We start from the raw sequence: 13,211 nt of genomic DNA on the forward strand, positions 1-13,211 counted from the left end.
TGCTTAAGTTCCTAATCACAAATTAACTGGTTAACTAATCACTCTTCTTTAAACGGCACAACCAACACAGGCACCTTCGAATGCCTTACCACATGTTCGGCTATACTGCCCATCAAAAGGCGGTCGAGGCCGGAGCGATGCTGGGTACCTACTACGATAAGATCGGCATTGAATTCGGCGGCGCAATCGATTATGCCATCCGCCGTGCTGCCGTATTCCGAAAAATGGGTAATCTCCAGGTCGCCGGCGAAATTGTTAATGGTGCGCTGGATAATATTTTGCGATGCTTCCTTTTGAATATTGACGAATTCAGGATCGCTTGCGAGCCCCGGTTCAAAAGGCGAGCCGGTGAGCAGGTTGGCATCCGTAGACGAAGTTACGATTGGTTCGACAATATTAACCAAACCCACATGGGCCTTATACAGATGCGCCAGATCGAAACCATAGGCGGCGGCGTTGTCGGCCTCTTTACTGTCGTCGATTGCTATCAAAATCTTCTGAATTTTCATGGTACCTCCTTAACTGTAAATTTACCTGTTTTGTTTCTGTATCTGCAAGCTTTGTTACCTTTGCCGGTAAACCAAACTCTATGAGTATCACCCCCGAGATCGAATCGCGCCTGGCTTTACTTCAGGAAAAGTATGAAGCTATGGGCCAGGACATGGTATCGTACCTTGACGGCCTGCTGCATGCCGACTTCCTTACCTATTGGGATTACATCCATTTAGATACCCTACTGAGCCTGCAAAGCCCCAAAACGCCTTTCCCCGACGAGGAAATATTTATCATGTACCACCAGATAACGGAGCTTTACTTTAAACTGGCGCTGCATGAGTGCAAGCAGATAACGGAAAAGGAAAACCTGACGGCTGATTTTTTTGCTGCGAGGGTACGCCGTATTAACCGTTATTTCGAGGCATTAACGCAATCGTTCGAGATCATGGTGGATGGGATGGAAAAGGACCAGTTCCTGCAATTCAGGATGTCGCTGCTGCCGGCAAGCGGTTTCCAGAGCGGGCAGTACAGGCTGATCGAGATATACGCGACCGATTTTATCAACCTGGTGGCGAAAGATAAACGCGGGGAATTAGCTTCGGCGCCGGTAGAGGATCAATTCGAATACCTGTACTGGAAATTTGGCGCAACCGAACTATCCACCGGTAAAAAGACGCTGACCCTGCGGCAGTTTGAAAAGAAATATTCCAAACAATTCATCGAACTGGCGAAGGCTTGTACCCAATTAAACTTCAATGCCTTACTACAGCAGATGCAATATGAGCAACGGTCGGCCAAAGCGCTGGAGGATGAATTGCGCAGGCTGGACGTAAACGTAAACGTGAACTGGCCACTGTCGCATTATAAATCAGCAGTGCGCTACCTCGATCGCAAACCGGACGATATAAAAGCTACAGGCGGCACCAACTGGCAAAAATACCTGCCCCCGCGTTTCCAGAAACGCATCTTTTATCCTTCGCTATGGACAGCCGAACAACTGGACAATTGGGGTAAGGCCTGGGTGGAGGATGTGCTTAACAGCAAATAGTTCATGGTATTGCTTTTGCAGAAATAACTGCTCATCGAAAAATTTATTTCCTGCTGACACCAATTGCATGTTCCTATCGTCTATCGATCTGAAACTCATGAACACTATGAACATATCTAAAAATTTAAAAGCATCTTTTCTATTATCCACTGTGCTATTTGCCTCATGCGGCATCATCAATAACTACTCGAGCCGGAACTGGCACGGCGGCGACGTAGGCGGGCATAACTACGCGTCGTTTGACGAAATGAACGGTCGCCAGGATTTCAAATTGCTTAACCCTGCGGCCGGCGATTTTAGCCTTAAATACACCGGCGATATAACCGAAGGCGAACTGCACCTGGTAATTAAACAGGGACGGAACATTATTGTGAACCGGGACGTAACCGGCAGCGTACGCGACTCGGTGCGCATCAGCGATGGCGGCAACCCCGATGTTAAGATCAGTGTTACCGGCAAACATGCAAGGGGGAAATACGATATCACCTACCCAACCAGCAAATAAAGAGGCGAGCGGTTACGCGAAAGTTTTCCTGTTATTCGGGATGTTTTTAGTAGACAATGGGATTTTTTCGTCATAAATAGGTCATTCTCACCTATTCACAGTGAACAATGATGTAGCAACTATGAACTGTTACCCAAAATCCGTACCTTGCCCTTTTCCAATACCAATACACTAAGGCAATGACTGATACACTGGACATCAAGATCACCAAGACGACCCATTCCCGCTTAAACGAGACGGATTTCGACAATTTACCCTTCGGGAAAACATTTTCCGACCATATGTTTATGGCCGATTATTCCGATGGCGAATGGAAGAATTTTCAAATTATTCCCTATGGCGAAATTGGGTTGAGCCCGGCTATTTCAGCATTGCATTATGGCCAAGCTTTTTTCGAAGGCTTAAAGGCATACAAACATGCCGATGGGCAGGTATCCGTTTTCCGCCCGGATAAAAATGCTATCCGCTTTAATAAGTCGGCCGGGCGCCTGTGCATGCCTGAGCTTCCCGAAGAAATTTTTATACAAAGTATTGCCGCAGTTGTGGATGCTGATCGCGATTGGGTGCCTTCAAAAGCTAACCATGCATTATACATCCGCCCGTTTATGTTCGCTACCGACCCTTATTTGGGTGTAACACCATCGGCGACATATAAATATATGGTTTTGATCGGCCCTGTTGGCCCGTATTTTTCAAAAACACTTCGTGTCAAAATAGAAACACATTATACCCGCGCTGCCGAAGGGGGTTTTGGCTATGCCAAAGCAGCCGGCAACTATGGCGGCAGTATGCTGCCTGCCCGTAAAGCTGCCGAAGAAGGTTTTGACCAACTGATATGGACGGATGCCAAAGATCACCAGTACATAGAGGAAATGGGCGCTGCCAACGTTATGTTTGTGTTGGATGGTAAACTGATCACCCCATCAACCCGCGATACGATCCTGGATGGCGTTACCCGCGATACCGTACTGACACTTGCCCGCGAGTGGGGTATGCCTGTTGAAGAGCGCCGCGTTTCAGTTGCTGAAATTCTTGAGGGTGCTAAAAATGGCAAGTTGCAGGATGCTTTTGGTGCCGGCACCGCTGCCACTATAGCCCCGGTTGGCTCTATCAGCCGTGATGGTGAAGAGTATTTTTTAGTCGATCCAAAAGAAAGAGAATTCTCTCAAAAGGTATTAAGAGAACTGGATGCTATAAAATATGGCCGCGTTACCGATACGCACGGGTGGAATTATATGGTGTAAATTATATTATCGTCCAGATAAATTAAAAAAGCTCCCTCTTGGGAGCTTTTTCTGTTATACAGGGCTTAGCTAATTTACCTTGAGCGATACCGTACTACTTTTCCCGAACACTACTTTTTGCGCTGCATCCGCGGGTTTTGCGTTCCACAGGCATTCGCGCACGGTTAAAGTTTGCGTTTGAGGATCGAGGGAGATCAATTGGAATGACAATGAAGTCTCGTCCTTTGACGAGTATTTACCCTTCATCGGCGAATCGACCCTGAAAACAGGCAGATTGACGTTCTTATCCGGGCCATGATACACATAAAATTCGTTCCAGTTACTGTTGCCGTGGAAATAGGCCTTAATGTTTGGATGCGCCTGTAAAAACTTCACAAAGCCGCGTTGTTCCTTAATTGTAGCGCCATCATCCTGCGGGGCAACAGTACCATCTTTATAGTGTTCGGCAACCAGGTTTTCAAAACCACTTTCAACGATTATTTTATGAGGCGGCACCGGGTTGGTAAAATGCTTAGCCTCCGACTCGGGCTGGTCATGCGTGAATATAATAACCGGGGTTTTCCTGTTTACCGTATCCAAATCCTTTTGCATCCAAATGCGCTGTGCCGAATCGGGCCACAGGGTGACAAACATCACGTGTATGCCTTTCATGTTATAGGAGTAATCGACCTTATCTTTAGCATAATCGTAGTTCTCGTTGGTTAAAGGTTTGGCCGGCGTCGGCATCATATTGTATATCTTAACCATCGAAGTAGGATCGGTAAGCGGCTTCATCGGTTTTGCGAATCCTATGGCGTTACTGATATCATGATTGCCCGGGATGACAAGTAGTTTTGCCGGTTGCCCGTTATGGCCCCTTACCGACAACAAATGCAAATAATCATTTTCGAACTGAGCCCATGAAGCGGCGGCGCTTTGTACCGGCGGCTGCATCCTGTTAGCTATATCGCCGCCTTCAATAACATAATCAATTGCGCCGACTCGCCTACCCGAACTTACCCCATTATCAGCAGGCAGCACAAGGCCCGGCAATGTATTGACCTGGCGGATAAGGGCCTCATTCACTTTATAACCGGCCACATTCGAATCGCCCCTGAACTTCGGCCGGGTAATGCCATAATGGGCGTCTGAGGTAAAGACCATATTAATTACCCGGTCGCCTGTTGATTGACCATGGCAGACGAACGAGTAGAAAACAGCGCAAATAGCGGTAATCAACACCGGAAAAATTACATTACGCCGCATTTCACATGCTTTAGAGATCATTTTCTTTTGTAGAAAGAGATAGTTGCCGGCATACCGGGGTAGTCGCGTACTTCAGTGTCGGTATAATATCCCGAGCCGTCTGCCGCAAAGCCGATGCCCTCGCCCTGCGGTTCGTTGTTGGCGTATGGTGCATGTTCCGGCTTCGTCATCAAACCCGCAGATATGGATGTTCCGGCAGGAAGTTTCCAATACCATATTAATTCTTTGCTTCTTAGTAAAATTTCAGAACCATCGGGTGAGATATCGCCCCCTGTCGCTTTGTTGAACAACAGTTTTACGACAGGTTCCATTACAGTGGCCGATGTGGTACTTTGCGGATAATGCGCAACATAAATTTTTGATGCGTTACTTTCCTTGCTGGCAATATAAATATCCCTGGTCGACGGGTCGACCATAAGCGTTTCGGCATTGCGCGGGCCGTCGGGATATTTTAGTTCTAGTATATCAACCGTATCTATATTCAGGCGCAGCGGCAACGTTTTTCCCGTCAGATCGGGTTCGGCAAACCGGTACACAAAAACCGATTTATATTTTGAATCGTTGTCGCCAATTTCGGCTACATATACATAGCTTTTTCCCGCAATGGGTCCCGGCCCAACGGCAATATCTTCCCAATCGCGATCACTGACGGGTGTTAAGGTGAGCGTACCCTTATCCCCGCCTGTAGCGTCGGTAAGGTAAACCTGGTTTGGGTTACCGCTATCGTTATGAATATACAGGATACCTGGGTTAATCCTGCTTGCGGCTATGCCGGATATTTCGACAAGATCGGTCCGGGCGAGATCATTAACAATGGGGGCAGACTCAAACGCTTTTGATGTGTCAAGCAGAAGCGGATCATAGGTGGGCGTTGTAAATACAACCGGTGTTTTCGCAACGGTGTCAGTCGTCTTGGGGGCAGTGATACTGGCCTTTTTGCAAGAAAAAAAAGAAAAGAATAAAAAACACAACAACCCGCCTCGAACAAAATATCGCATTATATTTTTGCTGAAACGGGTTGTCATGTTATCGGTTATTTTTTTGATTAGTGGTGGTTACCTGAACCGTCCATCTGGAAGCAGCCTATATCTTTTCCGGGAGCGGTAATGCCGCTTGAACCAAAGTTGTCATTGATAGGGATGCCAGAGGTTATCGGTGTAAAGGCGGTAGTTGTACCTTTACCTACAGCCGGCGAATTTGCCTGCAGGTGGAAATCAAAACCATCCACAGAAGCCTGGTTAGCGAAATTCAAATTCGGGAGCGTGTAGTTAACAAATAAAGGGTTGTTTTTCCCTACCAGTGTTGTGCCGTCGTAAGCGAACCCGAAGGTGTATGTAGCGCCAAGGAACGAGGCCATGTTCGGGATATCAGTTGCCTGGGGATGGGTAACCACGGCCTGGGCAACGTTTGTCGGAACGATCTGGTTGGCCTGTGCAACGTTATCGACGTAGTAGAAATTATAACCGTATGAAGTTTTGTTGATCGGCCCGTCAGCGTGGCTTAGTGTATCAGCAAGGTATACCTTGGCCGTAACGTTGTTACCACCTGCAATACGAACACCAAAATTACAATCGACGATAAGGTTGTTGTAAGCATAAGCTCTTGAGTTGTTCTCAATTTCGGCCGAACCGCTTCTTGCGCCATAAACTCCGTCATTCCTGAAGCCGTCATTAACATAGGTATTATTGTACATGGCAATCTGGGTTTGAACTGATCCGGTTGCGCCGTCGTTAGCAGATTTTGTACCGTTGGTAGCGCTGCCTATGATCAGGTTGTAGGCCATATTGCCTTGTGCACCGCCTTTTGCATTGAAACCGTCGCCGCCGGTACCACCACATTTTTCAAGCGTATTTCTCATCATATTCAAATGGCCACCATAAAAGCGGACAGCATCATCAGGCGTACCATATATCCATGAATCTTCCAGGATGATAGCGCCGGTTGGATTTTGCCAGTAAATAGCATATTGATCGCCGGTAGACGGGCCATTGAAAGGAGGTGCTACCAATGCAGCGCCGGCAAAATCAAGATGTGTCCATTTAATAACCAGCAACGGGCAGGTAACGTCGCAATAAATGCCACCCCATCCGCCTTCATAAGCCGGATCAGTAGCAGCGGATGAATTGCCTGTAGTTTTAGTTTTTGACGGGTCGGTAATGATTATAGGAGCATCTTTCGTACCAAGGCTTAACAGGATACCTTTTACAATGAAAGTTGCGCCGTTATTTACTTTAATAGTAACACCTTTTTGAATCAAAAGGGTATCGCCTGCATTAACGGTTACGTCGCCAGAAACAGTATAGGTCTGGCTGGCAAGCATGGTGCCTTTTATAGCTCCCGACAGCGGAGCTGTATTGCTTACAGATTTCCCGACCTGAAGCAGCGGAGTTGAAATAACAGCCTTATCCTTCTTGCTGCACGATGCCAGCGCCAGAGCGGAGAGCAAAAACAAAACGTTTCTTAAATTTTTCATGGTTAATTAATTAAATGATTGCTATTGGAAAATGGTTACTTAGTGTGCTTATTAAAATTTAAACCGGAAACCCAGCAGGTAACGGGCATAGTACTTATCGTTCTCGATGGTTGCATAGTTGGGGCTCTCCTGCAGCGGCAGTTTACTATTACCGCTGTAGGCCTTGTTCTGCTGTTTTACTATTAACTCGTAAGGGGTATTTAACAGGTTATTGACCTTGATGTAAATGATATAATGCTGGCTGAATTCCTTCTGTGCAGAAAAATCGAGGTTTACCGTAGGGCGCTCCCAGTTATCAAGATCCTTGTATAAAGACAATGTGTTTATCCTCTCGCCCGTATAAACCATGGCCAATTGCGCATCTATTTTATTTTTTGTGTTCTTATACAAAAGCGACACGTTGCCCACGTGGGCCGCCTGCCCCTGCAATGGCCGGGGTTGGCTCACTTCTATGTTGTGAAAGCTGTTGTCAGTCGGGTCGATGTATTGAAATTTCTTGGTCGAATTGATGAGAGAGTGGGTATAAGTGTAATTGCCCGATATACCTATATTACCGAAAAACTTTCTGAATACAGCTTCGATCCCATAGTTATGAGCGGTTCCAAAGTTGTTCGGGCTAAGTGTTAAGCTGGCCGAAAAGTTGGTTTGCACCAGCGCATATTCAATAGGATTGTTAATGGTTTTGTAAAACGCGCCAACCATGAACTGATCGAGCCCGTTTGGAAAAACCTCGTAACGGAAATCATAATTATCAATAACGGAATGTTGCAAATCGGGGTTCCCCTGTGTAGGGAAATTATCCTGTCCAAAGCCGGTGTTATCAGGGTATGGAACCAGGTCGGAATACGCCGGGCGAAGGATCGACCTGAAATAAGAAGCCCGCAGGGCCTGAGTTTTACTTAACGAGTATTTTGCATTGATACCGGGCAAATAATCAGTATAGCTTATGTTGGCGCTTTTGCCTGCTATAGTTGCGGGTAACGAGGACACGTAAGACTGGCTGGTATTTTCGATCCTTAGTCCAAACAATACATCAAAACGTTCGCTGATAAAATATTTTACCTGGCCATATGCCGCCTGCACGTTCTCGGTAAAGGTGTATACACCGGCGTTGCTTGCAGCGTTGCCAAGCGGATCGGAGCCATTCCCGCCGCCGAAGAAGAATTTTGAGGCAGGGATGGAAACATATTTCTGGTAAGTCGAATCAGGATCGGGAACAGCGTTCAGGGTGTATTGATTGTCGAAGTTATCCCTGCTCTTATGTCTTGCCATGCCACCAAAACCGATGATGGTTTTATGGCCTTTTATATCGGTGTTGTAGTGAAAATTAAGGTACCCCGAAATATCCTTGTCTGTGTTATGCGACCATTCTCTCGTTTCGGGGCGCACTTGTACCGGGCCGTAAGACACCGATGTGGCGACGCCGGTAGTATTTGGGTTTATCTGCTGCGTTGTGTTGAAACCGGCCATATCTGGCAGTTCCTGTTTCGCTTCTGAAACAGCAACTGACCAATCTGTCGTTAATGAGCGGGCCAGTTTATTATCGCCATGCAATATGGCGCTGTAAATACTTTGCAGGTCCTTGCGGGTTTGTGTTTCGTAGCTCTGCTGAAAGCCCCCGGTATAACCCTGGTACGAATAGTTGCCCAAAAGCAGGTCGTTGGTAAGCCTGGCGCGGTTTTCATCAAGCTGGAGGTAGGTACCAAACAAGCTTATTGAATTATCCTGGTTAAATTGATAATCAACCGTTGATATCAAACCAAGTCTGTTTGTAAGTGACGAATATTGCCTGTCGAGATATTCCGGGAACACCTGCGTCATTTTGGCATTGGGCCCTGCAGCCGGGCCGAGCGTAGCATTTTCGACAAGTCTAAAGGTGTTGTTGCCGGCATAAGTATTTTGATAAGTACCGGAAAAAATGACACCGAGTTTTTTGTTCAGGAACCTGTCGCCGATAGTTAAGTTAAAATTGCTGTTTACGGGAGTTTTCTTCGGCGATACGATGAGGTTCTGATAAGGAAAATCCGATACGGAAGCAGGAACGGTAAGGCCCCTTATCTCGGCAGGAGATCGAGAATTTATTGAACCCGTGTTAAAGCTTTGGAATGAGCGGTTAGAAAATATCTGGCTATAACCGATGGCCGCATTTCCTTCCAGCCTCAATTCGTCAGGTGCCGTTTTCATCACCAGGTTGATGACGCCGCCGGAAGCATCCCCTTCCATATCGGGGGTTAATGATTTGGAAACCTCAATGCGTTCAATTAAGTCGGCAGGGAATATATCCAGGGGTACATAACGCTGTTTATTATCCGGGCTTGGTATCTTTATCCCATTGATCAAAGTCGTACTATACCGTGGGTCCATACCACGGATAATAGCATATTGGCCATCGCCGGTATTTCCACGCTGGACAGACACGCCTGAAACCCGGGCCATTACATTGGCCACGGTGATATCGGGCGAAATCGCTATCGAATTGGCGGAAACAATGTTCGTGAGGTTATTTGCGCGCTGTTCAGCTCTTTTTGCGTAGGCATCTGATTCCCTGTTGCCCCTTGCCGATATGGTAACCGTGCTTAGGCTCGCATAGCTTGATGTCATGTAAAAATTCAGCTTTACATTTTCGTCAGCCTTTAAGGTTAAGGTGGTGTCGATGGTTTTGTAACCTATGTAGGAAACCTTTAAATGATAAGTGCCTGCGGGGATATTGTTTAACTGGTATTTCCCATTCAGCATGGAAGCTGTTTTAATACCGCGGGGACTTAAAAGGATGGAAGCCCCGACTAATTGCTCTTTGGAGTCCTTGTCAAAAATGTATCCCGAAATGGTAGAAGCGAAAGAAAAAGAAACGGACAGCAGGCAGATCAGACTGGTAAAAAATAGTTTCATTAAGGCGGAATTTTGCCCAAAGAAACCCCCTCAATTCTGTACAAAAACTGATTTTTTTGCCCACTGCGGGTTTGTTAACGAAAAGTTTTTTTTTGTTTAATATTAGGGGTGTATTCACAACAATAAGTCATATTCACCTAACATTAAATTTACTCAACTGAAACAGTCAAACCTTCCTGCTGCAATATCTTCCGGTAAATTTCCATTTCGGTAAACGACCCTTCCAACACGGCGCATTTGCCTTCGTTGTGCACTTTCCAGGCTATCTTTTCGGCCTGCGATTCGGAGTAATCCAGGTATTTCATCATGCAAAATATTACGTGGTCAAATGTATTGACATCGTCGTTCCATAAAATCAAACGATGCATTTCCTTGAGGCCGGCAAGTATTTCCTCAAGTGTTAAGGTCTCTTCCTGTGTTTCTGTTGGCATATTGTAATGACAAAATTACCTAAATGAAATAATAAAAAGGTCATTAGATTTCACTACTCTACTTTATAGCGGTAAACCGCTCTGCCTAAATTGCCGTCGGCATCGATCCCCTCGACCACAACGCGATAAATACCTCTGGTATCAGCATTAAAATATCCTATTGAGGCTTTGCCCTGGTCGTCCAAAGCGATGTCAGGGTTCCAGTATATGGCCGACCTGGAATCGAAGGCATTGCTAACGGTTTGGGGATGATCATATTTGGGCGAATAAAACACCTTCGCTTTATGAAAACCTTTAAAAGGATACATGATCAGGCCGGTTGGCCTATTGCTTGATGGATAATTGCTTTTATTCTCCCCACCCCGGCGGGTAGTAACGATGAGCGCCCCACCCCCGGCGTTCGACCCGTAGATCGCCGTGTATGCCCCACTCTCCAAAACCTCTATGCTGTAAATATCACTTGTGTTCATTTCCTTCAACGGATTATAACCGCTTCTTTGATCAAATCGCACCCCGTCGACAATAATAGCCATTGGACTTCCAGCCCCGCCCTGTGCCTTTGCTATTTGGTCCTTCGGTAGGTCGCGTATACGGTATAACATACCATCCTGGAAAGTGGCACCCGCTATTTTACCCGTCAAACAGTCAATCAAAAAAGGACAACCGCTCAAATCATCACCCATGATGACGTGGTCGGCATGGCCACCCCCCATTAAATTAGAGGAGTGGGACAGGTCAGGTTTATTCCGGCCTTTTTTGGCGACGATGCTCACCTCCTTCAGTTGTACCGCGGAGGTGGTATCGGTGCCCGCATAGCGTTTGGTGGTGAGGACGATTGTATTTCTTATTATTCGGATACTTTCAACCTCCTTCGGCGAAAAAAAGTCAAGATCGTCAGCAGAACGTTCAAAACCATCGATAATAAAATGTTGCACAGCGCCATTTTCGTACCTGAATTTATTATTGCCTAAATAAGTCAATCCTGGTATCACTGACGAAAGCGCCTGGGTTATAACGGAATAGTTTACGGCCATATTCTTCATATCGACATCGTATTCAGGAACGGACCCATACCCGTTATACCTGTCTGCTTTGGGTACCTTATTACCTTTGATCACTACCTCTTTCAACCGCCTTCCTTTTTGAAGCGAATCTTGCATTTGCTGCTGCCGGTGTTCCGTTAGCCCATTTTTCATTCCGACGCTCAATTGGGAAGAAGTATCTGGTTCAGCATAAAAGCCAGTTTTTGATATTTCGGGATAATCCGGCTGCTGGATAAAAATATTAACGTTGCCCCCTTTATTTTCTTTCCTGGCCCGCAGGATAACTTTATTGGTGTCTGAAAGGTTAAGCGCTGAAAACCGGAAGGCGCCATCTGCATCGGCTGTTGTATCTGTAATAAAATTCTCTTTTGGGGATGTAAGAATGACGTTGCCGTTCGGAACCGGCTTGCCCGACGGCGTTTTAATTACACCGGCTATCTGCAGGCTTGTTTCAGACTTATAGGTTATAACCGGCGGACTTTCGCTTAAAACTTTCCGCCATTCAAATTTGCGGTAGCCCTGCGTCAGCATCAGCAGGTCAAGGTCGGCCTGCTTTTGTTCGGTGTTATTTGTAAAATAGTAATTGGGCTGCTGTATGTAGCCTTTCAGATCGGATGTAAGCAGCAGATGGTTAAAAATAGTTCCTTCAGCATTTTCATCGGCAGGCACCCGGGTTTCGTTGATAACAGATACTGAATAACTGCCTGTCAGGCCATCATCTTCGGCATCGGACGAACCAAGGCCAATGGCTACTTTTCCGCGTGTGCTATAAGTCTTTTCCAATCCGGTAACCTTCAATTTCAGGGTATCATCGTTCAACACAAAAGCAATCCTCTCGTTTAAGGGCTCGCCACGATCAGAAAACAGGGTAAACTGTACAATGCCCGAAGGAAGCCGCTGTTTCGCTACGCGCGCCACAAATACCGGCGCCGAAAGTGTGCCTTCGGTAGCATAATACAGTTTGCCGCGCATTTGTGCAGCCAGGTAAAAATTACGGTTTTGATAGGATGCGAACAGCTTATCATTTGCCGCTATCTTTACATAAATACTATCCTGCGCGCGGTTGTCAACCGAAAGGCAGAACCCGGCATCCGAAACTCGTGGCAGATCGAAGGATTGCGACGTCTCGCCCGGTGCGGTGATTCTGGCCCGGTAGGTTTTCCCTGCCTGGGGTGTCAATGCAAATACCCCCATGCCCAAATGCTGCGTAGAAATATCGGCCACCACATTACCATCATTATCTACCACCGAGCCCTTTATTTCTGTACCAAGCCCTTTATTATTTATCGCTTTGAAAGCTACCCTTGAGCGAATACCTGCAACTAATCCGCCTCCTTCGGGGAAAAACTGGACGTCGGTTTTTTCAGCCAAGCTTTGTGATGACGCCGAAACCGGTGCCCCGGCTATCATTATCCTTTGGTCGTAAAAATATTCCGGTCCCTGGTTGCGCATCCAATTGGTATAGGCGCGGATATGATAGGTACCCGGAGCAAGTTTATTCTCGACAAACAGTTCGCTCCAACTAATCCCCGCTCTCAATTTTAATACCTGGCGGCTCACCACCGAATCTTTAGGGCTGATCAGTTCGACATACAATATTCCACTGAGCGCTGATAATTGATGATACTGCCCACCGACTACATAAGCTTTATACCAAATGGTGTCGCCCCGGTAATAAAGTGGTCTGTTAAGGTGCAGATAAACACTCTCGGCGGGGTAATTCCGGGCATAATTATTCAATGCGCTATCAGCATGGGTCAAAAAATGTTCCCTTGACTGCGCTTTTGCCGTAAAAAGCGACAACGAAAAGAAAACGATAAGTAAGAAAACTCTCATAG

10 protein-coding genes are annotated in these 13,211 nt (G+C 46.4%); 3 read left to right on the forward strand and 7 right to left on the reverse strand.

Going from position 1 to position 13,211, the window contains the following annotated elements; translation table 11 throughout:
• Positions 1 to 38: 38 nt before the first annotated feature.
• The gene (locus tag FRZ54_RS00140; RefSeq protein ID WP_147029631.1) at positions 39 to 509 is read right to left on the reverse strand and encodes a universal stress protein; all 471 of its coding nucleotides are present in this window, start codon (positions 507 to 509) and stop codon (positions 39 to 41) included.
• Between the two features lie 80 nt (positions 510 to 589).
• On the opposite strand from FRZ54_RS00140, the gene FRZ54_RS00145 reads away from it, so the two are divergent.
• From FRZ54_RS00145 to FRZ54_RS00155, 3 genes are all read left to right on the forward strand, one after another.
• On the forward strand, positions 590 to 1,543 hold the full coding sequence (locus tag FRZ54_RS00145; RefSeq protein ID WP_147029632.1) for a tryptophan 2,3-dioxygenase family protein: 954 nt from the start codon (positions 590 to 592) through the stop codon (positions 1,541 to 1,543).
• Positions 1,544 to 1,649: 106 nt separating this feature from the next.
• Positions 1,650 to 2,048 (forward strand): hypothetical protein, encoded by a 399-nt coding sequence (locus tag FRZ54_RS00150; protein ID WP_147029633.1) that lies wholly within the window; start codon positions 1,650 to 1,652, stop codon positions 2,046 to 2,048.
• Positions 2,049 to 2,227: 179 nt separating this feature from the next.
• Positions 2,228 to 3,292 carry a branched-chain amino acid aminotransferase gene (locus tag FRZ54_RS00155; RefSeq protein ID WP_147029634.1) on the forward strand — a complete coding sequence of 355 codons (1,065 nt, stop codon included), beginning with the start codon at positions 2,228 to 2,230 and terminating at the stop codon, positions 3,290 to 3,292.
• Between the two features lie 69 nt (positions 3,293 to 3,361).
• On the opposite strand, the gene FRZ54_RS00160 is transcribed toward FRZ54_RS00155, so the two are convergent.
• The 6 genes from FRZ54_RS00160 to FRZ54_RS00185 form a co-directional block, all read right to left on the reverse strand.
• Positions 3,362 to 4,558 carry a metallophosphoesterase family protein gene (locus FRZ54_RS00160; protein ID WP_147029635.1) on the reverse strand — a complete coding sequence of 399 codons (1,197 nt, stop codon included), beginning with the start codon at positions 4,556 to 4,558 and terminating at the stop codon, positions 3,362 to 3,364.
• Complete coding sequence (locus FRZ54_RS00165) at positions 4,555 to 5,562, reverse strand: hypothetical protein (RefSeq protein WP_147029636.1); 1,008 nt, start codon at positions 5,560 to 5,562, stop codon at positions 4,555 to 4,557. The genes FRZ54_RS00160 and FRZ54_RS00165 overlap by 4 nt, the downstream gene beginning before the upstream one ends.
• Positions 5,563 to 5,582: 20 nt before the next feature.
• The gene (locus FRZ54_RS00170) at positions 5,583 to 7,010 is read right to left on the reverse strand and encodes a hypothetical protein (protein ID WP_147029637.1); all 1,428 of its coding nucleotides are present in this window, start codon (positions 7,008 to 7,010) and stop codon (positions 5,583 to 5,585) included.
• 51 nt (positions 7,011 to 7,061) lie between these two features.
• On the reverse strand, positions 7,062 to 9,899 hold the full coding sequence (locus FRZ54_RS00175; protein WP_147029638.1) for a TonB-dependent receptor: 2,838 nt from the start codon (positions 9,897 to 9,899) through the stop codon (positions 7,062 to 7,064).
• A gap of 149 nt (positions 9,900 to 10,048) precedes the next feature.
• Positions 10,049 to 10,330, reverse strand: a complete 282-nt coding sequence (locus FRZ54_RS00180) for an ATP-dependent Clp protease adaptor ClpS (protein ID WP_147029639.1) — start codon at positions 10,328 to 10,330, stop codon at positions 10,049 to 10,051.
• Positions 10,331 to 10,383: 53 nt separating this feature from the next.
• Positions 10,384 to 13,209, reverse strand: a complete 2,826-nt coding sequence (locus tag FRZ54_RS00185) for a carboxypeptidase-like regulatory domain-containing protein (RefSeq protein ID WP_147029640.1) — start codon at positions 13,207 to 13,209, stop codon at positions 10,384 to 10,386.
• Positions 13,210 to 13,211 lie beyond the last annotated feature (2 nt).

This window comes from Mucilaginibacter ginsenosidivorans (genome assembly GCF_007971025.1).
Lineage (GTDB): Bacteria > Bacteroidota > Bacteroidia > Sphingobacteriales > Sphingobacteriaceae > Mucilaginibacter > Mucilaginibacter ginsenosidivorans.

What these genes read in the sequence shown, in the direction of transcription:
- FRZ54_RS00140 (WP_147029631.1), bottom strand. Translation starts at nt 509, where the DNA reads ATGAAAATTCAGAAGATTTTGATAGCAATCGACGACAGTAAAGAGGCC.
- FRZ54_RS00145 (WP_147029632.1), top strand. Translation starts at nt 590, where the DNA reads ATGAGTATCACCCCCGAGATCGAATCGCGCCTGGCTTTACTTCAGGAA.
- FRZ54_RS00150 (WP_147029633.1), top strand. Translation starts at nt 1,650, where the DNA reads ATGAACATATCTAAAAATTTAAAAGCATCTTTTCTATTATCCACTGTG.
- FRZ54_RS00155 (WP_147029634.1), top strand. Translation starts at nt 2,228, where the DNA reads ATGACTGATACACTGGACATCAAGATCACCAAGACGACCCATTCCCGC.
- FRZ54_RS00160 (WP_147029635.1), bottom strand. Translation starts at nt 4,558, where the DNA reads ATGATCTCTAAAGCATGTGAAATGCGGCGTAATGTAATTTTTCCGGTG.
- FRZ54_RS00165 (WP_147029636.1), bottom strand. Translation starts at nt 5,562, where the DNA reads ATGACAACCCGTTTCAGCAAAAATATAATGCGATATTTTGTTCGAGGC.
- FRZ54_RS00170 (WP_147029637.1), bottom strand. Translation starts at nt 7,010, where the DNA reads ATGAAAAATTTAAGAAACGTTTTGTTTTTGCTCTCCGCTCTGGCGCTG.
- FRZ54_RS00175 (WP_147029638.1), bottom strand. Translation starts at nt 9,899, where the DNA reads ATGAAACTATTTTTTACCAGTCTGATCTGCCTGCTGTCCGTTTCTTTT.
- FRZ54_RS00180 (WP_147029639.1), bottom strand. Translation starts at nt 10,330, where the DNA reads ATGCCAACAGAAACACAGGAAGAGACCTTAACACTTGAGGAAATACTT.
- FRZ54_RS00185 (WP_147029640.1), bottom strand. Translation starts at nt 13,209, where the DNA reads ATGAGAGTTTTCTTACTTATCGTTTTCTTTTCGTTGTCGCTTTTTACG.